Source organism: Saccharomonospora glauca K62, assembly GCF_000243395.2.
Lineage (GTDB): Bacteria > Actinomycetota > Actinomycetes > Mycobacteriales > Pseudonocardiaceae > Saccharomonospora > Saccharomonospora glauca.
In genome coordinates this window covers 3,751,497-3,773,759 of sequence record NZ_CM001484.1, presented here as the reverse complement: position 1 = coordinate 3,773,759, position 22,263 = coordinate 3,751,497, and the positions used below count along the sequence as shown (strand labels likewise).

The following is a 22,263-nucleotide window of genomic DNA, read 5'->3' as shown; positions in this document are numbered from 1 at the left end:
GGCTACAGGAGCACGTCGGCGAGGGTGAACGGGTAGACCAGCCTGTGGTGGCCGACGCGGCCGTCCCCGGTGTGTTCGTGCAACCCGAGCCGGGGGTGGAACCACCCGGCGCGGCGGGGTACGCCGTTGTGCCACGCCGACCACAGCACGACGTCATCGTCGGCCCACTTGTCGGGATGGAAGCGGTGCAGCCAGTGCTCCGCCTCGGCGTACACCAGCACGCGCAGGATCGCGGCCTCCTGCCGCAGCGTCTTGATCCAGGCGCGGACGAACCGGTCGTCGACTCCCTCGGCGCGGGCGTCCAGGGTCGGCGCGAGCATGCCGGGGGCGAACGCGCCGAGGGGTTTGCCGACGCGCGCCACGTGTCGGGCCTGGTCCTGCGGGGAGCCGGGGCGGCCGAGATGCCGGATTCCCGCGCGGACGCCGGCGTCCAAGGCTTCGGTCAACTGCGCGACCGCGTCCCGATCCACCCAGTTGGAGTTGTCGGTGACGGTGACCGACGCGAACCTCACCTTGCGGTTCTCCCCCAACTCCCGCCAGTCGGGGTGCGCGGTGTGCGAGGCAAGGCTGATTCCGCTCGCCTCGCCCCGCATGCCGCGTCCGATCACGGCGGCAGGCTAGCTCCGGCGGGGCGAATCGGCTGTTCACCACGCCGGACGACGGCTCACGCGTTCTCCTGCGAAGGCGCTCGCGACCACCGTGGGACGGGTACTTTCGGTGTCACCGACACCGCATTCGGTGAAAGTCGAGGGAAGTCGGGCGCGAACCGTCCGACCGGGGGCGAGTGGGGAGCCGAGGACGGGAGGGGATCGTTCATGGAACTGACGGCTCAGTTGGGGCAACGCCTGGTGGGGGTGGGCGTCGGGCCGACGTGGGTGCTCGTCTTCCCCCTCGTGGTGACGGCGATCGTCATGGGGCTGCTGGGAGTTCTGGGTCGAGCCGGGAGGATCGAACCCAACGAGGTGTTCGGCATCCGCACCAAGCGAGCGAAGGAGAACCCTTCCGAGTGGTACCGGATTCACCGTGAGGCGGCGCCCTGGGCGCTCGGCGGTGTCGTGGTCTCGATCGGGGGCATCGTCGCCGTGTTTCTCGTGCCCCGAGGGACACCGCAGGTCGTGGTTCTCCCGGTGACGATGGCGTTGGCGGTCGCCCTGCTCGTGGTCGGCACGGTCTCGGCATCACGACGTGGTGGGTCGGCCGTTGATCACGATGGGTCGTAGCCCTGCGGGAGACTCTCCGCTCACCCCGCACCGCGGGCGAGTCTTTCACCGGTGAACCGGGGCGAGACCCCACTTTCCTACGTGTCCCTCGCGCACGATAAGTCGGAGGCGGTCCGTAGGCTAATCAGGTATGAGCACCCCAGTGTTGACCGCGGTGGCCTGGCCCTATGCCAACGGCCCCCGCCACATCGGCCACGTGTCCGGCTTCGGCGTCCCCTCCGACGTCTTCTCCCGCTACCAGCGAATGGCCGGTAACAAGGTGCTCATGGTGTCGGGTACCGACGAACACGGCACCCCGATCCAGGTGCAGGCCGACAAGGAGGGGCTGACCCCGCAGCAGGCCGCCGACAAGTACACCCGTCAGATCACCGAGGACCTGCGCGGCCTCGGGTTGTCCTACGACCTCTTCACGCGCACCAGCACCGGCAACCACGCCGAGGTCACGCAGCAGATCTTCCTCGCGCTGCACCGCAACGGCTACGTCATCCCCAAGACCACGACGGGCGCCATCAGCCCGTCCACGGGCCGCACCCTGCCCGACCGCTACATCGAGGGCACGTGCCCCATCTGCGGCTACGACGGCGCGCGCGGCGACCAGTGCGACAACTGCGGCAACCAGCTCGACGCCGCCGAGCTGCGCAACCCGCGCTCGCGCATCAACGGCGAGAAGCCGAAGTTCGTCGAGACCGAACACCTCTTCCTGGACCTGCCCGCGTTCACCGAGACGCTGGGCAAGTGGCTGGCCACCAAGACCGACTGGCGGCCCAATGTCCTCAACTTCACCCGCAACCTCGTCGACGACATGCGGCCCCGTCCCATCACCCGCGACCTCGACTGGGGCGTGCGCATCCCGCTCGACGGCTGGCGCGACCAGCCGCTCAAGCGGTTCTACGTCTGGTTCGACGCGGTGATCGGTTACTTCTCCGCGAGCGTCGAGTGGGCCCGCCGGTCCGGCAACCCGGACGCGTGGCAGGAGTGGTGGAACAACCCCGACGCCCGCAGCTACTACTTCATGGGCAAGGACAACATCACGTTCCACGCCCAGATCTGGCCCGCGCTGCTGCTCGGCCACAACGGCGAGGGGGACAAGGGCGGTGAGCCGGGCCCGTACGGGAAGCTGCGGTTGCCCGACGAGATCGTCTCCAGCGAGTTCCTCACGATGAGCGGCTCGAAGTTCTCCACCTCCCGCGGCACGGTGATCTACGTGCACGACTTCCTGCGGGAGTTCGGTCCCGACACGCTGCGGTACTTCATCGCCGTCGCGGGCCCGGAGACGCAGGACACCGACTTCACGTGGGACGAGTTCACCCGCCGGATCAACTTCGAGCTCGCCAACGAATGGGGCAACCTCGTCAACCGCGCGATCTCGATGGCGCACAAGAACAACGGCGGGATTCCGAGGCCGAACACCCCGACCCGGGCGGACGAGGACCTCAAGGCGCAGGCGCGCGCGGCGTTCGACACGGTGGGCGCGCACCTGAGCCGGTCGCGCTTCCGGCAGGCGGTCCAGGAGGCCATGCGCGTGGTGTCGGCGGCCAACAAGTACCTGTCCGAGCAGCAGCCGTGGAAGCTGAAGGACGACCCGGAGCGTCGGGACACGGTGTTGCACACGGCCCTGCAGGTGGTGTCGGACGCCAACACGCTGCTGACGCCGTTCCTGCCGCACGCGGCCCAGAAGGTGCACGAGGCGCTGGGCGGCACCGGCGTGTGGGCGGCGCAGCCGGAGCTGAAGGAGGTCGCCGATCTCGATCTGCCCGACCGGGTGAATCCGATCCTCACCGGTGACTACGGCGCCGAGCAGGCCCGCTGGGAGTCCACGCCGATCGAGGTGGGCAGGCCGTTGGCCAAGCCGACCCCGTTGTTCGCCAAGGTCGACCCGAAGTTGTCCGAGACGGGGCCGGAGTGGGCTCCGATCAAGGTGGCCGAATGAGTCGTCGGGAACCGCCGCCGGTACCGGAGAGGCTCCCGGTGCCGGCGGTCGACTCGCACACCCATCTCGACGCGTGCGGTGCGACCACGCCCGAACAGGTGCGGGCGGCGCTCGACCGGGCTTCGGCTGCCGGGATCGTCGCCGCCGTCACCGTCGCCGACGACCTCGCCTCGGCGCGCTGGGTCGCCGAGGCGGTGGCGTGGGACGACCGGCTCTACGGCGCCGTCGCCCTGCACCCCACCCGCACGAAGGACTTCACCGACGAGCAGAAGGCCGAACTGGAGCGGCTCGCGGCGGCCGAGCGCGTGGTCGCCGTGGGTGAGACGGGGTTGGACTACTACTGGGACTACTCGCCGCCCGAGGCGCAGCGGGAGGCGTTTCGCTGGCACATCGAGCTCGCCAAACGCGTGGACAAGCCGTTGATGATCCACGACCGCGAGGCTCACGACGACGTGCTGGCGATCCTGGAGTCCGAGGGAGCTCCCCGGACGGTGGTCTTCCACTGTTTCTCGGGGGACGCCGACGTGGCGAGGCGGTGTGTCGACGCGGGATACGTGTTGTCGTTCGCGGGCACGGTGACCTTCCGCAACGCCAAGGCCCTGCAGGAGGCGGCCCGGCTGGTACCCGACGAGCAGCTGTTGGTCGAGACCGATGCCCCGTTCCTGACACCGCATCCGTTCCGGGGGCGGCCCAACGAACCCTACTGCGCGGCCTACACGGTGAGGGGGCTCGCCGAGTTGCGGAACCAACCGGTGGAGGCCGTGGCCGACGCTGCGCGACGTAACGCGGAAAGGGTGTTCAGTCTCCGAGTCCCTCACTCGGATGGACCTGCGAGTTTACCGAGCGTGTCGTGAGGAAGATCACGAGTTGGGCCGGGGGTATTTGCGCAACCCCCCGGCACTCGTTATGGTCCCGTGACCGTGCTGGGTGGTGAACCGACCGTGAGCTACGGGTCACCACTCCGCTGGGCCCACAGTCACGTCGGTGTACGTCGGGGAACGCGTCCTGCGGGGCGCGAGGAGGCGGCGCTGGCTGCGGGAGTCGGTGTACTTACGTGAAGGGATCGACCCTGTGACTGATAGAGACGGGCATAAGGCTGCCTCCACGGCCCTGCTCGACTGGCCGAGCGAAGCCGAGAACCTCGACTTCTCGCCCGAGCCGGAAGTCACACCCCACGACGTGCTGACCGCCCTCGGCCCCGACGCCGAAGCCCTCATGGCGGAGGCCGGCGTCGACGTCGACGAGCTCATCAGGCTCATCAACGCCGAGACCACCATGCTCCCGCCCATCGAGCTGCCGTCGGAGAACGAGCAGCAGGGACAGGAGTCGACCGACTCCGAGGGCGAGGACGGTTTCGTCGGCGCGGTCAAGACGTGGAAGAAGCGGTTCCTGCGGGGCACCGTCCTCGCGGTCATGATCACCCTCACCGGCGGCGGTGCCGCGGCGCTCGCGATGAACAAAAGCGTCACGGTCGACGTCGACGGTGAGAAGCAGACCATTCGCAGCTACGGCGACACCGTCGGCGAGGTGCTGGAGGACGCCGGCATCACCGTCGGTGCCCACGACGCCCTCTCACCGTCCCCGCAGGCGCCGGTCGGCGACGGCGGGGTCATCAAGCTCGAACGCGGCCGCCAGCTCACCCTCGTGGTCGACGGCGAGTCCCGTGAGTCTTGGGTCCGGGCCACCACGGTTCGCGAGGCGCTGACCCAGCTCGGACTGGACCACCTGAACACCGGCGGCACGTGGTTCTCCGCCCCGCTGTCGGGCGAGGTGCCCCTCGAGGGCATGCGTCTGGAGATCAAGACCGAGAAGACCGTCACGCTCTACGACGGCGGTGAGAAGCCCCGCGAGATCACCACGAACGCCGTGACCGCCGCGGAACTGCTCGCCGAGTTGGGCCTCGACCTCGGCAAGCAGGACAAGATCGAGGAGGGCGCCGACTTCAAGCTCACCGACGGCGCCGAGGTGCACGTCAGCCGCACCGGCGTCACGGTGGTGGAGAAGACCGAGACCATCGAGCCCGAGGTCGAGATCGTCTACGACGACACCCTTGAGAAGGGCAAGGAGGTCGTCGAGGAAGAGGGCAAGCCGGGCGAGAAGCTCGTCACCTACCGCGTGACGAAGAAGAACGGCAAGGTCATCGACAGCGAGGAGCTGTCCAGCAAGGTCGTCAAGAAGGCGGAGAAGAGGGTCGTCCGCGTCGGCACCAAGGTGACCGTCCCGGAGATCGGCAACACCGCCGTGTGGGACGCGCTCGCGCAGTGCGAGGCGAGCGGGAACTGGGCCGCCAACACCGGCAACGGCTACTACGGCGGGCTGCAGTTCAACAAGCAGACCTGGGACGCCTACGGCGGTACGGAGTACGCGGCCTACCCGCACCAGGCCACGCGCGAGCAGCAGATCGACATCGCGGAACGGGTGCGGGACTCCCGAGGTGGCTACGGCGCCTGGCCGCACTGCTCGTCGCAGCTCGGCCTGCCGAAGTAAAGCCCGTGGTCCCGTCGTCCGGAGAGGACTTTAGGCTGGCCCGGTGACCGAGACACCGGGCCTGCTGGGAGCTTCCGAGATCCGTCGGTTGGCCGCCGCGCTGGGACTGCGGCCGACGAAGAAGCTCAGCCAGAACTTCGTGCACGACGCCAACACCGTGCGCCGCATCGTGCACCTGGCCGAGGTGGAACCGGGCGAGCCCGTGGTGGAGGTCGGCCCCGGTCTGGGCTCCCTCACCCTCGGCTTGTTGCACGCCGGTGCGCGCGTGCTGGCGGTGGAGATCGATCCCGTGCTGGCCGCGAAGTTGCCCACCACGATCGCCGAGCACGCGCCCGAGGCCGTCGAACGGTTCACCGTGCTCGAACGCGACGCCCTGCGGCTGCGGGCGGACGAGCTGCCCGCCAAGCCCACGGCGTTGGTGGCGAATCTGCCGTACAACGTGGCCGTCCCCGTCGTGCTGCACCTGCTCGCCGAGCTGCCGTCGTTGCGTCGCGCGCTCGTCATGGTCCAGACCGAGGTGGCCGATCGCATGGCCGCGGGGCCCGGTAGCCGCGTCTACGGCGTGCCCAGCGTGAAACTCGCGTGGTACGGGCGGGCCCGTAAGGTCGCGGCGGTCCCCAGGTCGGTGTTCTGGCCGGTGCCGAACGTCGACTCGTCGCTGGTCGCCTTCGAGCGGACGGAGCCGCCGGAAGGCGTTTCCCGCGACACCGTGTTCGAACTCGTCGACGCCGCCTTCGCGCAGCGCCGCAAGACACTGCGCGCCGCGCTGGCCCCGTGGGCGGGGTCGGCCGACCGGGCCGCCGAGATCCTTACTCGCGCGGGTGTCGACCCGGCCACCCGTGGTGAGCGACTCACGGTCGGGATGTTCGCCGAACTCGCCCGCGCTGCGGCGACAGTGTGATCTCTCCCCGTCATGCTTGTCATCGCGTGAGGCGTCCGCTGTACTGTGAGGGCATCCATCCCGAGCGACCGAGAGACCTGGCTCAGTGACGTCGCAGCAACCGCCCCGACGGGGAAGGTGCTAACGCCAGGACCGATGGAGGATTCTGTGTATCGCACGCCGCTCCTGACGCAGCGTCGAGTCGTCGATCAAGGCCGCCGCACGGTGTGTGCTTGTTGTAGCCACACCGTTTCCCGCTGAGCGCCTTATCCCTTTCGACCAACGTCGGTTCCCTAGCCGTCTGTCTACTTTCGGACGTCCCACGCGGACGCCCGCTTTCAAGCTGCCTGGAGCTGTGGTGATCACTGTCGAGAACGTCAGCAAGTCGTTCGCCTCCGCCGACTCCCGCGTGGTGGCACTGCGCGATGTCAACCTTGCCGTGAGCGCGGGCTCGCTCTTCGGCATCGTCGGCCCCGCGCGGGCCGGCAAGACGACGCTGGCGCGCTGTGTGGCGCTGCGGGAGCGGCCCGACCGGGGCACCGTGCGCTACGACGGCATGGACACCGGCAGGCTCGTGGGCCGCAAGCTGTGGGGAGCGCAGCGGCAGGTCGCGGTCGTGGACTCCGGACTGCGGCCCGAGCGCACCGTCGCGGGCAACATCGCCGCCCCGCTGGAGCGGATGGGCGTTGCGCCCGACCGCAGGCGCAACCGGGTCGGCACGCTGCTCGACGTCATCGGGCTCTCGCGGGCGGGCGCGCGGCTGCCGTCGGAGCTCACGCCGGGGCAGCAGCGTCGCGTGGCCATCGCGAGGGCCCTGGCCACGGCGCCGTCCGTGCTGCTGGCCGACGACCCCACCGACGGCGTCGCCGGGGAGGAGACCGCCGCGGTGCTGTCCGTCCTCGACCGCGCCAGGGCCGAACTGGGCGCCACCGTCGTCGTCACCTCCCGCGACGCCGACATCGCCCGGCGGGTCTGCGACGAGGTCGCCTTGCTCGACCGCGGCAAGGTCGTCGAGTCCGGTGCGCTGCTGAGTCTCGTCGGCAAGCCCGGAAGCCCGATCGCGGAGGCCCTGCTGCCCAGCGTCGACACGCCGAGGGCGCACCTGTCCTCCTACGACCGTGCCGTGGACGTCGTGCTCGTCGGCTTCGCCGCGGTGGGCGCTCTGCTGCCCGAGGCCGCGGCCCGCTTCGAGGTCGACTTCACCACCATCGGCGGCGGCCTGACCAGGCTCGGCGACACCCCGGTGGCCCGCTTCCGCCTGGGAGTGGCGGGCCAGCGGATTGACGCCGCGTTGGCGTGGATCGCCGAACGCGGCGCGTACGTCAGCACGCCGATGTACGGCCTGCGCGACGTCGCCGCCTGAACCGGGGGTTCCGAACGGCCAAGTAGGCTGGTGGGCGTGCTTGCCGTCGTACCGCCGCCCGTGACCGTACGGGTGCCCTCGAAGATCAATCTGCATCTGTCGGTCGGTGATGTGCGCGACGACGGTTACCACGACCTCACGACCGTGTTCCACGCGCTGTCGTTGACCGACGAGGTCACGGTGTTTTCGACCCCCGACGCCGGGATCGAGGTCTCCGGCGAGGGAGCCAAGCTGGTTCCCACCGACGACAGCAACCTGGCGATGCGCGCGGTTCGCGCCCTGGCCGAGCACGTCGGCAAACCGGACGAGGCGAACCGGGTGCGCGTGGTGATCCGCAAGGGCATTCCCGTGGCCGGCGGCATGGCTGGTGGTAGTGCCGACGCCGCCGCCGCGCTGCTCGCGTGCTCCACGCTGTGGAACCTCGACCTGCACCGCGACGAGCTGGCGGAGGTGGCCGCCACCCTCGGCAGCGACGTGCCGTTCGCCCTGTACGGCGGTACCGCCCTGGGCACCGGCCGGGGCGAGCAGCTCGTGCCGGTGCTGTCGCGGCACACCTTCCACTGGGTGCTCGCGTTCGACCAGCGCGGTCTGTCGACCCCGAAGGTCTACGGGGAGCTCGACCGGCTTCGCGAGGTGGGCGACCCGCCGAGGATCGGCTCGCCGGAGGCGTTGCTGGAGGCGCTGGCCTCCGGGGATCCCCGGCGCCTCGCGCTCCTACTCGGCAACGACCTCCAGGCGGCGGCCGTGTCGCTGCGGCCGGGGCTGCGCCGGACGTTGCGTGCCGGGGTCACCGCGGGCGCGCTCGCGGGCGTGGTGTCCGGCTCCGGGCCGACGTGCGCGTTCCTGTGCACCGACGGCGACTCGGCGCTGAAGGTGGCCGCCGAACTCGCGGGTGCGGGGGTGTGTCGCACGGTGCGCGTGGCACACGGGCCCGTACCGGGCGCCCGTGTGTGCGACGAGTGACGACGGAAGGACGTAACAGGCGGATGGCCAATCTGGTCAACCTCGAAGCGGTCAGCAAGTCCTACGGTGAGCGGATGCTGCTCGACGCCGTGTCCCTCGGCGTCGGGGAGGGGGAGCGAATCGGCGTCGTCGGGCTCAACGGTGGCGGCAAGACCACCCTGCTGGAAGTGCTGGCCGGGATCAGCCCGCCCGACTCGGGCCGGGTGAGCCGCGCCCGCGACCTGCGGATGAGGGTCGTGACGCAGCGCACCGAGCTGGCCGAGGGCAGCACGGTCGGTGGGGTGGTGCTGGCCGACTACGCCGCCGAGCACGAATGGGCCTCCGACGCCAGGGTGCGTTCGATCGTGGACGGACTCGGCATCTCCGCCATCGGTCTCGACACCCCCACGGACTCGCTGTCCGGTGGGGAACGTCGCCGGGTCGCGCTGGCCGCGGCGCTCGTGGCCGAACTCGACCTCGTGGTGCTCGACGAGCCCACCAACCACCTCGACGTCGAGGGGGTGCGCTGGCTGGCCGACCACCTGCTGGCCCGCAAGACCGCTCTCGTGGTCGTCACCCACGACCGGTGGTTCCTGGACACCGTCTGCGGTCGGACCTGGGAGGTCGTCGACGGGAAGGTGGAGCAGTACGAGGGCGGGTACGCGGACTGGGTCTTCGCTCGCGCCGAGCGAGCCCGTCTCGCCGCGGCGGCCGAGGAGAAGCGCCGCAACCTCGCCCGCAAGGAACTCGCGTGGCTGCAACGCGGCGCCAGGGCCCGGACGTCCAAACCGCGGTATCGCATCGAGGCCGCCGAGGCCCTGATCTCGGGGGTGCCCGAGCCGAGGGACTCGGTGGAGCTGATGACGTTCGCCAAGCGCCGACTGGGCAAGACCGTCCTGGAGCTGGAGGACGTCACGCTCAAGGCGGGGGAGCACACGGTGCTCGACAACGTCACCTGGCGGATCGGCCCCGGCGACCGGATCGGCGTCGTCGGCGTGAACGGGTCGGGCAAGACCACGCTGTTGCGGTTGCTGGCCGGACAGGCCGCCCCGGAGGCGGGCAGGCGGATCGAGGGCAAGACGGTGCGCCTGGCCCACCTGAAGCAGGAGCTCGACGACCTGCCGGGTGAGCTGAGGGTGCTCGAAGCCGTCGAGAAGGTCGCCTCCAGGGTCACGCTGGGCAAGCACGAATTGTCCGCCTCCCAGCTCGCCGAGCGGCTCGGGTTCGGTCGGGCCCGACAGTGGACGCCCGTCGAGGACCTCTCCGGTGGTGAGCGACGCCGGTTGCAGCTCGTGCGACTGCTCATGGCCGAACCCAACGTGCTGCTGCTCGACGAGCCCACCAACGACCTCGACATCGACACCCTTCAGCAACTGGAGGACCTGCTCGACTCGTGGCCGGGCACGCTCGTCGTGGTGTCGCACGACCGTTATCTCGTCGAGCGCGTGTGCGACAGCGTCGTGGCCCTGTTCGGCGACGGCCGGGTCACGCACCTTCCCGGCGGGATCGACGAGTACCTGGAGACCAGGGCCGAACGCGCCCGTAAACGCGACGCCCGCGACACCGGGAAGCCGGCGAAGGCCGAGCCCGCCGCGGAGCCGAAGCTGAGCGCGGCCGAGTGGCGTGCCGCGACGAAGGAACTGGCCAAATTGGAACGAAAGCTGGACGCGGTACAGGAGCGCGAGGCGCGGTTGCACGAGGCGCTGGCCGCGGCGGCGACCGATCCCGAGCGACTCATGGAGTTGAACGGCGAACTCAAGGCCGTGCTCGCGGAGAAGGAAGAACTCGAACAGCGCTGGCTGGAGACATCCGAGGCGCTGGAGTGAAAGTGAGCGAGGTTAAAGTTTACTCATGAGTCGGTTCGTGGACACGATGGTCACCACCGCGCACGCGGGTGGGCGAGAGCGCGGGATGGTCACCGGAGAACCCCGAGAGCCCGTGCGCAGAACATGGTTCGAGGTGCACCAGCGTGCTCGCCGTATCGCCGGCGGCCTCGTCGGTGCGGGACTCGAACCCGGCGGTGCCGTGGCGGTGTTGGCCGGCGCTCCCGAGCTCATCGCGCCGACGGTGCAGGGGGTGTGGCTCGCGGGCGGCAGCGTCACGATGCTGCACCAGCCCACCGCGCGCACCGACCTGGAGAAGTGGGCCGAGGACACGCTTCGTGTGCTGCGGATGATCGGCTCGTCCCTGGTGGCGCTCGGCGAGCCGTTCGACGGTCTTGCCGCCGTCCTCGACCAGCACGGCATCGCCTACCGTTCGATCGGCGACCTGCTCAAGGCCGAGCCGCTGGCCGAGCCCGTCCCCACGGGGGAGGACTCGCTGGCGCTCCTGCAGCTCACCAGTGGGTCCACGGCGGACCCGAAGGCCGTGAAGATCACCCACGGCAACCTGTTCTCCAACATCACCGCGATGGTGGAGCGCGCGGAGTTCGACTTCGACACCGACGTCATGGTGTCGTGGCTCCCGCTGTTCCACGACATGGGCATGGTCGGGTTCCTGACCGTTCCCATGACGTTCGGCGTGGAACTCGTCAAGATCACCCCGATGGACTTCCTCAGCGGTCCGCTCGTGTGGCCGGAGCTGATCAGCAAGTACGGGGGAACCACCACGGCGGCGCCGAACTTCGCGTACGCCATCGTGGGCCGCAGGCTTGCCAAGGTCGACGACGACAACGCCTACGACTTGTCGAAGCTGCGCATCGCGCTCAACGGCGCCGAGCCCATCGATCCCACCGCCGTTCGCACGTTCACCGACGCGGGCAAGCGGTTCGGCATGCCGGCCGAGTGTGTGTTCCCCGCGTACGGTCTCGCCGAGGCCACGCTCGCGGTGTCGTTCGCGCCGCTGTTCACCGGTCTCACCGTGGACGTCGTCGAGGCGGGGCCGCTGGAGGCCGAGAACCGGGCCGTGGCCGTGCCCGCGGACGACCCCCGCTACGACACCGACGAGGTGCGGCGGTTCGCCGTGCTCGGTCGTCCGTTGGCTGGCCTGGAGGTCCGGATCGTCGGCGAGGACGGCGAGGTACGCGCCGAACGTGAGGTCGGCGAGATCCAGCTCCGTGGTGAGGCGATGTCACCGGGGTACCTCACCGTGGACGGTCCGCTCGACACACGGGACGCCGACGGCTGGTTCCCCACCGGCGACGTCGGGTACCTCGTGGACGGTCAGATCGTCATCTGCGGCAGGAAGAAGGACGTCATCATCCTCGGTGGCCGCAACGTGTACCCCACCGACATCGAACGGGCCGCGGGCTCCGTCGACGGAGTCAGGGCGGGCAACGCCGTGGCGGTGCGCATCGACGCGGGAACGCGCCGTGAGCGGTTCGCCGTCGTGTTGGAGTCCACTGTGGCTGGTGATGCCGACGCCGAGCACCGGCTGGCGAAGGAGGTCGCGGCGCGGGTCCGCGACGCCGTGGACGCGCGTCCCTACTCGGTCGTGGTGCTGCCGAAGGGAAGCCTGCCCAAGACGCCGTCGGGCAAGGTGAAGCGCGCGGCCACCGCGACGCAGTACCGGGAGCTCATCGACTCACGGGCCTGACGTCCTCACACCAGCTTGCGCCACAGGGGCACTCGGGCGTGACTGTGGTCGATGGCGGTGGCGAGGTAGGGGGTCGACATCGCGGCTGATTCCCGAGCCGCGAGTGTCGCCTCCACCAGCCGCAAGAACGAGTCGACCGCGGCGGGGTCGTAGCCCACCATGCGACGGGTGAGTGGACACAGGGTGAAGGCGACCTTGTGCACGTCCTCCGCCGTCACGTTGTCGTGGCCCTCCAAAGTGGCCGCGACGCGGCTGAGGAACGCGTCGACCTGCATGCGGTTGTAGCCGCGGGTGCCCCACGGCGCGGGCGGGAACCAGGCTTTGTCGACGTCCTCTGCGGTGATGTTCATCAGCGGTCGTGAACCTCCACCGCGGTGGTGGATCGCCGCAGCTCGCTCTCGGCGGCAAGTTGCCGTTCCACCTCGTCGAGGAACTCGTCCACCTGCTGTTCGTCGTATCCGCGCCGACCCAACAGCGGCCGTCCGAACTGGACGTGGTGCACCTCGGCGGCGGTGACGTCGTCCCGGCCCGCCAGCGTCTCCGCGATGCGGTGGACGAAGGAGTCGACCTCCGTTTTGGAGTAACCGCGGCGGCCGAACGGCGCGTTGTCGAACTGGATCTCGTGAACGTCGTCTGCGGTGAACGGCATAGGACCTCTCTCGGCTCGAAGTCGTCGCTGTGCGCAACGGCCTAGCCACGGGGAGTAGGCCCGGAAACCTGACTGAACGGAGTATGACCCCGTCGGGTGGTGGTGAACACCCGACGGGGTGACGCGAAGTCCGTTGTGGACTCTTGATCAGCGGCCGTGGAACGCGTTCTGCGCGGCGGTCAGTCCCTTGTCGATCAGGGTCTCGACCGCGTCGGCGCAAAGGCCGATGTTCAACGCCAGTTCCCGCCGCTCGGGGGTGGAGAAGTCCTTGAGAACGTAATCGGCCGGGTCCATGCGGCCCGGCGGCCGGTCGATGCCGAAGCGGACGCGGAAGTAGTCCTGGGTGCCGAGGGACTTGGTGATGGAGCGGAGTCCGTTATGGCCTCCCGCGCCGCCGCCGAACTTCAGCCGGATCGCCCCGTACGGCAGGTCCAGCTCGTCGTGGATCACCACGATGCCCTCGGGGCCGATCTTGAAGAAGCGCGCCGTGCCCGAGACGGGGCCGCCCGAGAGGTTCATGAACGACCGGGGCTTGGCGAGCACGACCCGGCGACCCGCGAGCCGACCTTCGCACACCTCGGCGCCACCCTTGTGCGCCTTGAACCGGCCGCCGATGCGGTCGGCGATCTCGTCCAGGACGAGGAAGCCGACGTTGTGTCGGTTGCCCGCGTAACGCGGTCCGGGATTGCCGAGGCCGACGAGCAGCACCTGCTCGCCGGCCCCCGGCAGATCGTGCGTCACGGTCATGTCCTCGCGGGAAGGCTCACTCGCCCTCGGAAGCCGCGGGCTTGTCCTCGACCACGCCGGCACCCTCGGCGTCCACCGTGGCCTCCATGGCGGCCTCGCTCGGAGACTCGGCCACGACGACGACGATGGCCTCGGGGTCGGTCACCAGGGTCGCGTCCTTCGGCAGCGAGACCTGGGAGGCGGTGATCTGCGTGCCGGCCTCGGCGCCGTCGATCGACACCTCGAGCTGCTCCGGCAGGTGCGTCGCCTCGGCCTCGACCTGGACGGTGTCCAGCTCCTGCGTCACCAGGGTGCCGGGGCCGGCCTGTCCGGTGAGAACGACCGGGATGTCGACGGTCACCTTCTCGCCGCGCTGGACGACGAGGAGGTCGACGTGCTCGATGTAGTTCTTGAGCGGGTGCACGGTCACGGTCTTGGTGAGCGCGAGCTGCTGCGTGGCCTCAGCGCCGTCGGAGCCCTTGATGTCCAGCGTGATGACCGCGTTCTGGCCGTTCTCGCGGATCACGCGGGCGAACTCGATGGCAGGCAGTGCCAGGTGCCGCGGGTCAACGCCGTGGCCGTAGAGCACCGCGGGAATCTTGCCCGCGCGACGGGTGCGGCGCGCGGCGCCCTTGCCGAACTCGGTGCGTGGTTCGACCGTCAGACGTACCTCGGACACGGGGATGCACTCCTTGTGGTGGAATCGAGATCGTTGCTTGTCGGCTGTCCGGCGGCGAGTCCACAGACGTGCGCGTACGAGGGCCTCGAAGCCGCCGCGTCGATCACGTCGGGCGCCGACGACGTCTCGTGGCACCCACCTCGCCGAGACAACCGCTACAGTTTAGGCCACCCGTTTTCCACCCATTCACAGCACCCGGCGGTTACCGACCGTGGGCGAAAAGCCCGAAGGCCACCGCCGGGAGGACGGTGGCCTTCGGGAAAGTGACGCCGGTGTCGGGTCGGCTCACGCGCTGCCGTCGAAGAGGCTCGTCACGGAGCCGTCCTCGAAGACCTCCTGGATGGCGCGGGCGAGCAGCGGCGCGATCGACAACACCGTGAGCTTCGGGAAGCGCTTCTCCTCGGGGATGGGGAGAGTGTTGGTGACGACGACCTCCCTGACCGGAGCCTTGGAGAGCCGTTCGGTGGCCGGGTCGGACAGGATGCCGTGCGTGGAGGCGATCACGACGTCCCCGGCACCCGCGTCCTTGAGCGCGTCGGCGGCCTTCGTGATGGTGCCGCCCGTGTCGATCATGTCGTCGATCAACACGCACAACTTGCCCTTGACGTCACCGACGACCCGGTTGGCCACGGCCTGGTTGGGCTTGTCGGGGTCGCGCGTCTTGTGGATGAAGGCGATCGGTCGGTCGCCGAGCTGCTGCGCCCACTTCTCGGCCAGGCGCACGCGACCCGAGTCCGGCGAGACGACGGCGATGTCCTCGTCGCCGTAGTTGTCGTTGATGTACTTCGCGAGCACGTTCTGGCCGTGCAGGTGATCCACCGGCCCGTCGAAGAAGCCCTGGATCTGTGCCGTGTGCAGGTCGACCGTCAGGATGCGGTCGGCGCCCGCGGTCTTGAACAGGTCGGCGATGAGCCGCGCCGAGATCGGCTCGCGTCCCTTGTGCTTCTTGTCCTGCCGCGAGTACGGGTAGAACGGCACGATCGCGGTGATGCGCTTGGCGCTGCCGCGCTTGAGCGCGTCCACCATGATGAGCTGCTCCATGATCCACTCGTTGATCGGCGGGGAGAAGCTCTGGAGGACGAACGCGTCCGTGCCGCGGACGGACTCCTGGAAGCGGACGTAGATCTCGCCGTTGGCGAAACTGTGCAGTGTCTGCGGGGTGATCGTCACGTTGAGGTGCTTCGCGACCTCTTCGGCGAGTTCGACGTGCGAACGGCCGGCGAAGAGCATCAGGTTCTTCTTCGGCGTGCCGGATTTCGGGCTCATTCTGGCGACTTCCCGTCGGTTTCGGTTTCCTGCTGTGCGGCGAGCGCCTTCTCCGCTGCCTCCGCCGCGGGTGTGCCGGGCCTACGCCTGACCACCCAGCCTTCGATGTTGCGTTGCGGTGCCCCCGACACCGCGAGCGCACCGGGCGGAACGTTGCGACGAATCACCGTTCCAGCACCACTGTAGGCGCCGTCCCCCACCGTGACCGGCGCGACGAACATCGTGTCCGAGCCGGTGCGCACGTACGAGCCCACCACGGTGCGGTGCTTCTCGACCCCGTCGTAGTTGACGAACACGCTGGACGCGCCGATGTTGCTGTACTCGCCGATGGTCGCGTCACCGACGTACGTGAGGTGCGGCACCTTGGTACCGCGGCCGATGTCGGCCTTCTTGGTCTCGACGAAGGTGCCGATCTTGCCGCTCTCGCCGAGTTTCGTGCCGGGGCGCAGGTAGGCGAACGGCCCCACCTCCGCGCCCTCCCCGAGGATCGCGCCGTTGCCGTGGGTGCGTACGACCTTGGCGCGGGGTCCCACGGTGACGTCGGTCAGCGTCGTGTCGGGGCCGATCTCCGCGCCCTCGCCGACGGTGGTGCGGCCGTGGAGCTGCACGTTGGGCCTCAGCACCACGTCGGGAGCGAGTTCGACGTCCGCGTCGAGCCATGTGGTGGCCGGGTCGACGATCGTGACCCCGGCACGCTGCCAGCGCCGCACGATCCGCCGGTTCAGCTCCGCGCCGAGCGTCGAGAGCTGCACCCGGTCGTTGACCCCCTCGGTGAGCCACGGGTCGTCCACCCGGAACGCGCCGACGTCGCGACCGTCGCCGTGCGCGATGCCGAGCACGTCGGTGAGGTACAGCTCGCCCTGCGCGTTGTCCGCGGAGATCCGCGACAGCGCGTCCACGAGCACGGCCGTGTCGAAGGCATAGACACCCGAGTTGATCTCGGTGATCGCCAGTTGCTCGGGGGCGGCGTCCTTGTGCTCCACGATGCCGACCACCTTGCCCGAGTCGTCCCGCACGATTCGTCCGTAACCGGTCGGGTCGTCCACGACCGCGGTCAGCACCGTGACCGCGTTGCCCTGCTTCCGGTGTTCGGCGAGCAGGGCCGCCAGGGTGTCGGTGTCCAGCAGGGGAACGTCGCCGTAGGTGACCAGGACGGTGCCCGCCGTCGTGGACGGCAGCGCGTCGAACGCGCACGACACGGCGTGTCCGGTGCCCTTCCGGCTTTCCTGCACGACGCTCGTCACCGGCCTGCCCAGCACGGTTTCCAGCCGGGCGAGGTGATCGGTGACCGCCTCCCTGCCGTGCCCCACGACCACGACGAGCCGGTCGGGATCGAGTCCGGTCGCCGCGCGGACCGCGTGCTCGACCAGCGGCCGGCCCGCGATCGGGTGCAGGACCTTCGGGAGCTTGGACCTCATGCGGGTGCCCTCACCCGCGGCGAGAATGACGGTGCTCAGCGGGCCGGTCACGGCGCTCCTCGCAAATGAAAGGGATGTCCGACGGCCCACGATCCTACGGGTGGTCCTTCGAGTGCGCCGTGGGGTCGGTCCCCTGTGAGTGGGTGACGCCACGTCGGAAGGGGCCGTCCTCGCCCGACGGGCTCGACGCGATCTGGTTGCCGCCGCGGCGCTTCGCCTGGTACATCGCGGCGTCGGCGCGCGACAACACCTCCTCGGCGCTCTCCTGCGCGCGCAGGCACACCTGTCCCACCGACAGCGTGACGCCGTGGGAGAGGTGTCGGGGCAGCGACGCCACGGCCTTCACCGCTCGCGTCAACGCCTGGGTCGCCGCGGGCATCGGCGCTTTGGGAAGCAGGATGACGAACTCGTCGCCGCCGTAGCGCGCCACGATGTCGTCGGCGCGTAACGCGTCACGCAGGGTGCTCGCCACCATCCGCAGCACCGCGTCGCCCTCGGCGTGCGAGTGCTGGTCGTTGACGTCCTTGAATCCGTCGAGGTCCACCAGTGCCACCGACAGCGGCTCGGAGGAGGTCGAGCTGGCGAGGGCACGCAGCCGTTCGTCGAGTGCCCGCCGGTTGGGCAGGCCGGTGAGCGGGTCCTGCATGGCCTGCTGCGTGATCGCGCCGTGTTCCGCCGACAGGCGCTCGTGCTCCCTGCGGGTGTTGAGCGTGGCTATCTGGGACTCGCGCATGGACCACAGCTCGTCCTCCAGCGCCGTGGCGTAGTCGCGGAGCAGCCGCATGGGGTCCTCGTCCGGTGCGGTGGTCTCGTCCCGCCGCTCCTTCTCACCGGCGATCTCGTCGCTGAGCGTGGTGAGTTCCCGGAGAAGGTTCAGTCGCATCGACGGCTGCGACGTGTCCTCGGCCTCGGTGTCGCGGGCCCGGAGCAACGTCTGCATCGCTTCGGCCTTGCGGTCGTCGGCCACCAGGCAGCGGGCGAGGGCGATGGTCACCAGTAACCGCTCGTGCGGATAGCCCGTCTCGTTGGAGAGTTTGTGGAGGCGGTCGACGTGTGCCGCGGCCGGGGCCGCCAGCGCCAGTGCCGCGGCCAGGATGCCCACCTGTTCCACCGCGGGCACGCCGGGCTTGCGCGGGAACAACGACTCGGCGAACGACGCCTCCACGGCCATCGTCATGGACGCCGCCGTACGGAACTTCTCGCCCGCCTCCTCGGTGCGGCCGACGCGTTCCAGACGCAGCCCCCAGCCCAGCAGCATCTTCACGCGGTTCATCAACTGCAGCGTGATCTCGTGTGGGCCGGCGCTGTCCCGGATGGCCTGGTGGGCGCGGGTGATGACCTCCTCCGCCGCCTCGTACACGCCGAGCTGGTTCAACACGATCCAGCAGTCGTTGAGCGCGGACGCCAGCATCCGGTCCCACGCGCGTCTGCCGAAGTGCGCCTCGGGCGTGGGCATGTCGTCGAGCAATGCCAGGGCGCGCGCGATCTCGGTGAGCGCGGCGTCCTCCTGCTCCCTCAGGACCAGCAGTCTGCCCCGCAGGGCGTGCGCGTCGGCGCGCAGGAGGGAGAGTCCGTGCCGGCGGGTGTGCGTGAGCATCTCGTCGAGCAGCGGCTCCGCCGAGTCCGCGTCGCGGGTCACGAGGCGGGCGAGCCCCGCCGCTCGGAGCAGGTGGGCGACCAGGGTGGGTTCTCCGCGGCGACGGGTCTCCTCGAGCAGTTCGTCGAGGGTTGCGGTGACGCGGAGCTGTTCGGCGGGGTCCGTGCGCTGGACGGCGGCGATGAGTTCGCGAGCGCGACCCAACACCCAGGCATCGGACATGTCACCCAACGCCGGATGCCGCTCGTCGTCCACGTTGCCCCCGTGCAGCCGCCCCACCCCGTTCAGGCGTCTCCTGGCACGTCAGGAGTACCTCCGCTCCGCCGCCAGGACTCGAACCTGGACTGTCAGAACCAAAATCTGAAGTGCTGCCAATTACACTACGGCGGATTGCGCCTGGTCAGGATAGCCAGTGCGAAATCGGGTACTCACCGTGGGGCCTAGGCGATCGTTCCACCTCTCCCTATACGCGGAAACCTCCTGTACCGTAACTTACGGCAACGTAGGTAAGGGTGACCTTGCCGACCTCGTGGAAAGAAGTGAAGCGTATGACGGCCACTCTCAACGACTCCGCGGCGAAGCCCGCGAGAGGCCCCAAACCGCTACTCGACGGCAAGCGCACCACAGGCGTGCAGTTCGCGGTCTACTTCGGTGTCATCGCACCGTTGGTCGCCCTCGCGGCCGCCGTCCCCTTCGCCTGGGGATGGGGCCTGACGTGGGTCGACGTCGGACTGTTCGTCTTCTTCTACGTCTTCACGGGACTGGGGGTCACCGTGGCGTTCCACCGCCACTTCACCCACGGTTCCTTCAAGGCCAAGCCGTGGCTGCGGGTGATCATGGCCATCGCGGGCAGCATGGCCCTGCAGGGGCCGGTCATCACGTGGGTCGCCGACCACCGGCGGCACCACGCGTTTTCCGACAAGGAGGGCGACCCGCACTCGCCGTGGCTGTTCGGCACCTCGCCGTGGGCCATCGCGAAGGGTTTCTGGCACGCCCACATGGGCTGGTTGTTCGAGCGGGACCGCAGCAACGCCCACCGGTTCGCGCCCGACCTGCTCAAGGACAAGGCCATCGTGCGCGTCGACAAGCTGTTCTGGCTGTGGACGCTGCTGACCTTCGCGCTGCCCGCCCTGCTCGGCGGACTCATCACCTGGTCGTGGTGGGGCGCCGTGACGGCGTTCTTCTGGGCGGGACTCGTGCGAGTGTGCGTGCTGCACCACGTGACCTGGTCGGTGAACTCGATCTGTCACATGATCGGCGAACGGCCGTTCGCCGCCCGCGACCGGTCGGCCAACTTCTGGCCGCTCGCGATCTTCTCCTTCGGTGAGTCGTGGCACAACCTGCACCACGCCGACCCGACCTCGGCCAGGCACGGCGTCAAGCGCGGTCAGATCGACATCTCGGCGCGGCTGATCTGGCTCTTCGAGAAGTTCGGCTGGGCGTACAACGTGCGCTGGCCGACCCCCGCTCGGCTCCAGAAGCTCGCGGTCGAGGGCAAGTAGTCCCCTCCTTCGGGGAGGGGGCCCGTCCTCGTGGGAACGTCTCGCGGTCGCCGGGCTAGGCTGCTCCGGTGGCCGCGCGACGACGAGCGAAACGGGAAATGGTCACCGGGTCGGAGTTGAACCGCCCGGCGACCCGTGTTCGTATGACCGGCGCCGAGCGCAGACAACAGCTGCTCGACGTGGCACGGTCGCTTTTCGCGGAAAAAGGGTTCGACGGGACGTCGGTGGAGGAGATCGCCCACCGGGCCAACGTGTCGAAGCCCGTGGTGTACGAGCACTTCGGCGGCAAGGAAGGCATCTACGCCGTCGTGGTCGACCGCGAGACCCGCGTGCTGCTGGACCGCATGATCAGCACGCTGCACGGGGGACATCCCAGGGAGCTGCTGGAGCAGGCCGCGGTCGCGCTGCTGGAGTACGTCGAGGACTGCCACGACGGGTTCCGCATCCTCGTGCGCGACTCGCCGGTGGCAAGTTCCACGGGCACGTTCTCCACCCTGCTCAACGACATCGCCAGCCAGGTGGAATACGTCCTGGCACACGAGTTCGACCGGCGCGGCTACGACGACAAGCTCGCGCCGCTGTACGCGCAGGCGCTGGTCGGCATGGTGGCACTCACGGGACAGTGGTGGCTCGACGCGCGCAAACCCAAGCGCGACGAGGTGGCGGCGCACCTGGTGAACCTGGCCTGGAACGGGCTGTCCCACCTCGAACACAAGCCCAAGCTGCGCCTCAAACGCTCCTGACGACCTAGTGTCGCTGCGGCGTCACCTTCAGCACGGCGTCGTTCTCGCCGTCCGACGTCGTGACGTACAGGGCGCCGTCGGGAGCCGAGCGCACCCCTCGTAGCCGGCCGAACCGGTCGTCGAACTCCGCAGGCAGCACCACCTCGGTCACGCGCTCGCCCGCGTCGTCGAGGAGGAACAACAACAACTTCTGCCCGCGCAGCGCCACCACCGCGAGTGCCCCGTTCAGCCGTCCCCACTGCGAGCCCGAGACGAACGCGGCCCCGGACGGCGCCTCCGTGGCCGACTCGCCGGACGTCCACAAAGGGGGTACCGCGTCCGGGAACCGCTGGAGGTCGGTCATCGGGACGTCCTCGTCGTAGTCCGTGGTGTTGGAGCCGCCACGCGAGGGGTCCCAACCGTAGTTGTGGCCGGGGCGGATGCGGTTGACCTCATCGAACCCGGTGGGACCGTGCTCCGTCGTGTAGACCACCCCCGTGCCGGGACGCACGGCCACACCCTGCACGTTGCGGTGGCCGTAGGTGTAGACGCGGCGTTCGTCGGCGTCACGGGAGTTCGCGAACGGGTTGTCGGGCAGCCCCCGGCCGGTGCTCGGGTCGACGCGCAGCACCTTGCCGCCGAGGCTGGTGCGGTCCTGCGGGACCGTGGGGTCGTCGGCGGCGTCGCCCGTGCCGACCAGCAGACTGCCGTCGGCGCCGAACGTGGGGCGGCAACCGGAGTGCCTGCCGCTGTCGTTGATCGGCAGGCCGGTGACGAGGTCCCGCACGTGGGTGGCGCTGCGGCGGTCCTCCGACAGCCGCCACGTGACCAGGCGCACGTCGACGGCCTTGCCGTCGCGCTGATGGGTCTGGCAGGTGGTGAACAGCCGGGACGAGGCGAAATCGGGGTGCACGGCCAGCCCCATCAGCCCGCCCTCGCCCCTCGCGTACACCGAGGACAGATCGGCCTCCACGGCGTGGGTGCCCGCATCGTCGACCACCGTGAGCCGACCGGGGCGTTCGGTGACCAACAGGGCGCCGTCGGGCAGGAAACCGACGTCCCACGGGTGTTCGAGCCCCTCGGCGACCGGCTCCACCCGCAACGTCATTCCGTCCGGGGCCGCCCGCGAGGTGGTGTGGTCCCCCGACGCGTCGCTTCGGGGGTCGACTCCGCAGGCCGCGAGGGCCGTGCCCGCGACGGTGAGCAGAACGAGGCAGGTGAGGCGGAGGACGGGGACACGCATGGAGCCAGTCTGCCCCGGTGCGCGTTCGATCGCCGCCCGAACGAGACCCGTACCCTGGAAAGACGAAAGCCCCATGTCCCCATCACCTCGGGCAGGGGTCTGTCT

At 69.5% G+C, this 22,263-nt stretch carries 20 protein-coding genes, 1 tRNA gene and 1 riboswitch; of the genes, 11 read left to right on the top strand and 10 right to left on the bottom strand.

Annotated elements, in window-relative coordinates; translation table 11 throughout:
- Positions 1 to 2: 2 nt before the first annotated feature.
- Complete coding sequence (locus tag SACGLDRAFT_RS17580; RefSeq protein ID WP_005466266.1) at positions 3 to 593, bottom strand: glycoside hydrolase family 25 domain-containing protein; 591 nt, start codon at positions 591 to 593, stop codon at positions 3 to 5.
- A 222-nt stretch (positions 594 to 815) separates the two neighbouring features.
- Between SACGLDRAFT_RS17580 and SACGLDRAFT_RS17575 the strand changes: the two genes are divergently transcribed.
- The 9 genes from SACGLDRAFT_RS17575 (at position 816) to SACGLDRAFT_RS17535 (ending at position 12,356) form a co-directional block, all read left to right on the top strand.
- Positions 816 to 1,220: an SdpI family protein gene (locus tag SACGLDRAFT_RS17575; RefSeq protein ID WP_005466265.1), complete on the top strand. Its 405-nt coding sequence runs from the start codon at positions 816 to 818 to the stop codon at positions 1,218 to 1,220.
- 130 nt (positions 1,221 to 1,350) lie between these two features.
- A complete protein-coding gene (gene metG / locus SACGLDRAFT_RS17570; protein WP_005466263.1) occupies positions 1,351 to 3,150 on the top strand; it encodes a methionine--tRNA ligase in 1,800 nt (599 codons plus the stop codon).
- Positions 3,147 to 4,004: a TatD family hydrolase gene (locus SACGLDRAFT_RS17565; RefSeq protein ID WP_005466262.1), complete on the top strand. Its 858-nt coding sequence runs from the start codon at positions 3,147 to 3,149 to the stop codon at positions 4,002 to 4,004. The genes metG and SACGLDRAFT_RS17565 overlap by 4 nt, the downstream gene beginning before the upstream one ends.
- A gap of 217 nt (positions 4,005 to 4,221) precedes the next feature.
- Positions 4,222 to 5,637 (top strand): resuscitation-promoting factor, encoded by a 1,416-nt coding sequence (locus SACGLDRAFT_RS17560; protein ID WP_198283513.1) that lies wholly within the window; start codon positions 4,222 to 4,224, stop codon positions 5,635 to 5,637.
- A 43-nt stretch (positions 5,638 to 5,680) separates the two neighbouring features.
- Positions 5,681 to 6,538 carry a 16S rRNA (adenine(1518)-N(6)/adenine(1519)-N(6))-dimethyltransferase RsmA gene (gene rsmA, locus SACGLDRAFT_RS17555; RefSeq protein WP_005466260.1) on the top strand — a complete coding sequence of 286 codons (858 nt, stop codon included), beginning with the start codon at positions 5,681 to 5,683 and terminating at the stop codon, positions 6,536 to 6,538.
- Positions 6,539 to 6,590: 52 nt separating this feature from the next.
- Positions 6,591 to 6,680: riboswitch (SAM riboswitch) on the top strand.
- A 195-nt stretch (positions 6,681 to 6,875) separates the two neighbouring features.
- Entirely contained in the window at positions 6,876 to 7,880 is a 1,005-nt protein-coding gene (locus tag SACGLDRAFT_RS17550; RefSeq protein ID WP_005466259.1) for a methionine ABC transporter ATP-binding protein, read from the top strand.
- A gap of 36 nt (positions 7,881 to 7,916) precedes the next feature.
- Positions 7,917 to 8,843: a 4-(cytidine 5'-diphospho)-2-C-methyl-D-erythritol kinase gene (locus SACGLDRAFT_RS17545; protein ID WP_005466258.1), complete on the top strand. Its 927-nt coding sequence runs from the start codon at positions 7,917 to 7,919 to the stop codon at positions 8,841 to 8,843.
- Positions 8,844 to 8,866: 23 nt separating this feature from the next.
- Complete coding sequence (locus tag SACGLDRAFT_RS17540) at positions 8,867 to 10,648, top strand: ABC-F family ATP-binding cassette domain-containing protein (RefSeq protein WP_005466257.1); 1,782 nt, start codon at positions 8,867 to 8,869, stop codon at positions 10,646 to 10,648.
- Between the two features lie 25 nt (positions 10,649 to 10,673).
- Positions 10,674 to 12,356 carry a fatty acyl-AMP ligase gene (locus SACGLDRAFT_RS17535; protein WP_005466256.1) on the top strand — a complete coding sequence of 561 codons (1,683 nt, stop codon included), beginning with the start codon at positions 10,674 to 10,676 and terminating at the stop codon, positions 12,354 to 12,356.
- A 5-nt stretch (positions 12,357 to 12,361) separates the two neighbouring features.
- On the opposite strand, the gene SACGLDRAFT_RS17530 is transcribed toward SACGLDRAFT_RS17535, so the two are convergent.
- From SACGLDRAFT_RS17530 to SACGLDRAFT_RS17495, 8 genes are all read right to left on the bottom strand, one after another.
- A complete protein-coding gene (locus SACGLDRAFT_RS17530; RefSeq protein ID WP_005466254.1) occupies positions 12,362 to 12,706 on the bottom strand; it encodes a DivIVA domain-containing protein in 345 nt (114 codons plus the stop codon).
- Positions 12,706 to 13,005 carry a DivIVA domain-containing protein gene (locus SACGLDRAFT_RS17525; RefSeq protein WP_005466252.1) on the bottom strand — a complete coding sequence of 100 codons (300 nt, stop codon included), beginning with the start codon at positions 13,003 to 13,005 and terminating at the stop codon, positions 12,706 to 12,708. Before SACGLDRAFT_RS17525 ends, SACGLDRAFT_RS17530 begins: the two co-directional genes overlap by 1 nt.
- 147 nt (positions 13,006 to 13,152) lie before the next feature.
- Complete coding sequence (gene pth, locus SACGLDRAFT_RS17520) at positions 13,153 to 13,752, bottom strand: aminoacyl-tRNA hydrolase (RefSeq protein WP_005466250.1); 600 nt, start codon at positions 13,750 to 13,752, stop codon at positions 13,153 to 13,155.
- A gap of 16 nt (positions 13,753 to 13,768) precedes the next feature.
- The gene (locus SACGLDRAFT_RS17515) at positions 13,769 to 14,410 is read right to left on the bottom strand and encodes a 50S ribosomal protein L25/general stress protein Ctc (protein WP_005466248.1); all 642 of its coding nucleotides are present in this window, start codon (positions 14,408 to 14,410) and stop codon (positions 13,769 to 13,771) included.
- 285 nt (positions 14,411 to 14,695) lie between these two features.
- A complete protein-coding gene (locus SACGLDRAFT_RS17510) occupies positions 14,696 to 15,676 on the bottom strand; it encodes a ribose-phosphate diphosphokinase (protein ID WP_005466246.1) in 981 nt (326 codons plus the stop codon).
- Positions 15,673 to 17,145, bottom strand: coding sequence for a bifunctional UDP-N-acetylglucosamine diphosphorylase/glucosamine-1-phosphate N-acetyltransferase GlmU (gene glmU, locus SACGLDRAFT_RS17505; protein ID WP_005466245.1), 1,473 nt, complete (start codon positions 17,143 to 17,145; stop codon positions 15,673 to 15,675). Before glmU ends, SACGLDRAFT_RS17510 begins: the two co-directional genes overlap by 4 nt.
- Before the next feature lie 43 nt (positions 17,146 to 17,188).
- Entirely contained in the window at positions 17,189 to 18,913 is a 1,725-nt protein-coding gene (locus SACGLDRAFT_RS17500; RefSeq protein WP_051036270.1) for a GGDEF domain-containing protein, read from the bottom strand.
- 96 nt (positions 18,914 to 19,009) lie between these two features.
- A tRNA-Gln gene (locus tag SACGLDRAFT_RS17495) sits at positions 19,010 to 19,081 on the bottom strand.
- Positions 19,082 to 19,239: 158 nt separating this feature from the next.
- On the opposite strand from SACGLDRAFT_RS17495, the gene SACGLDRAFT_RS17490 reads away from it, so the two are divergent.
- Both SACGLDRAFT_RS17490 and SACGLDRAFT_RS17485 read left to right on the top strand, forming a co-directional pair.
- Complete coding sequence (locus SACGLDRAFT_RS17490) at positions 19,240 to 20,193, top strand: acyl-CoA desaturase (RefSeq protein WP_040919235.1); 954 nt, start codon at positions 19,240 to 19,242, stop codon at positions 20,191 to 20,193.
- A 143-nt stretch (positions 20,194 to 20,336) separates the two neighbouring features.
- Positions 20,337 to 20,936, top strand: coding sequence for a TetR/AcrR family transcriptional regulator (locus SACGLDRAFT_RS17485; RefSeq protein ID WP_040920127.1), 600 nt, complete (start codon positions 20,337 to 20,339; stop codon positions 20,934 to 20,936).
- Positions 20,937 to 20,940: 4 nt separating this feature from the next.
- On the opposite strand, the gene SACGLDRAFT_RS17480 is transcribed toward SACGLDRAFT_RS17485, so the two are convergent.
- Positions 20,941 to 22,158, bottom strand: coding sequence for a PQQ-dependent sugar dehydrogenase (locus SACGLDRAFT_RS17480; protein ID WP_198283512.1), 1,218 nt, complete (start codon positions 22,156 to 22,158; stop codon positions 20,941 to 20,943).
- Positions 22,159 to 22,263: the final 105 nt, after the last annotated feature.

Coding starts and splice junctions, on each gene's coding strand:
- SACGLDRAFT_RS17500 (WP_051036270.1), bottom strand. CDS start 18,913: ATGTCCGATGCCTGGGTGTTGGGTCGCGCTCGCGAACTCATCGCCGCC.
- SACGLDRAFT_RS17530 (WP_005466254.1), bottom strand. CDS start 12,706: ATGAACATCACCGCAGAGGACGTCGACAAAGCCTGGTTCCCGCCCGCG.
- SACGLDRAFT_RS17480 (WP_198283512.1), bottom strand. CDS start 22,158: ATGCGTGTCCCCGTCCTCCGCCTCACCTGCCTCGTTCTGCTCACCGTC.
- SACGLDRAFT_RS17575 (WP_005466265.1), top strand. CDS start 816: ATGGAACTGACGGCTCAGTTGGGGCAACGCCTGGTGGGGGTGGGCGTC.
- pth (WP_005466250.1), bottom strand. CDS start 13,752: ATGACCGTGACGCACGATCTGCCGGGGGCCGGCGAGCAGGTGCTGCTC.
- metG (WP_005466263.1), top strand. CDS start 1,351: ATGAGCACCCCAGTGTTGACCGCGGTGGCCTGGCCCTATGCCAACGGC.
- SACGLDRAFT_RS17565 (WP_005466262.1), top strand. CDS start 3,147: ATGAGTCGTCGGGAACCGCCGCCGGTACCGGAGAGGCTCCCGGTGCCG.
- SACGLDRAFT_RS17485 (WP_040920127.1), top strand. CDS start 20,337: ATGACCGGCGCCGAGCGCAGACAACAGCTGCTCGACGTGGCACGGTCG.
- SACGLDRAFT_RS17580 (WP_005466266.1), bottom strand. CDS start 593: ATGCGGGGCGAGGCGAGCGGAATCAGCCTTGCCTCGCACACCGCGCAC.
- SACGLDRAFT_RS17535 (WP_005466256.1), top strand. CDS start 10,674: ATGAGTCGGTTCGTGGACACGATGGTCACCACCGCGCACGCGGGTGGG.
- SACGLDRAFT_RS17510 (WP_005466246.1), bottom strand. CDS start 15,676: ATGAGCCCGAAATCCGGCACGCCGAAGAAGAACCTGATGCTCTTCGCC.
- SACGLDRAFT_RS17540 (WP_005466257.1), top strand. CDS start 8,867: ATGGCCAATCTGGTCAACCTCGAAGCGGTCAGCAAGTCCTACGGTGAG.
- SACGLDRAFT_RS17490 (WP_040919235.1), top strand. CDS start 19,240: ATGACGGCCACTCTCAACGACTCCGCGGCGAAGCCCGCGAGAGGCCCC.
- SACGLDRAFT_RS17525 (WP_005466252.1), bottom strand. CDS start 13,005: ATGCCGTTCACCGCAGACGACGTTCACGAGATCCAGTTCGACAACGCG.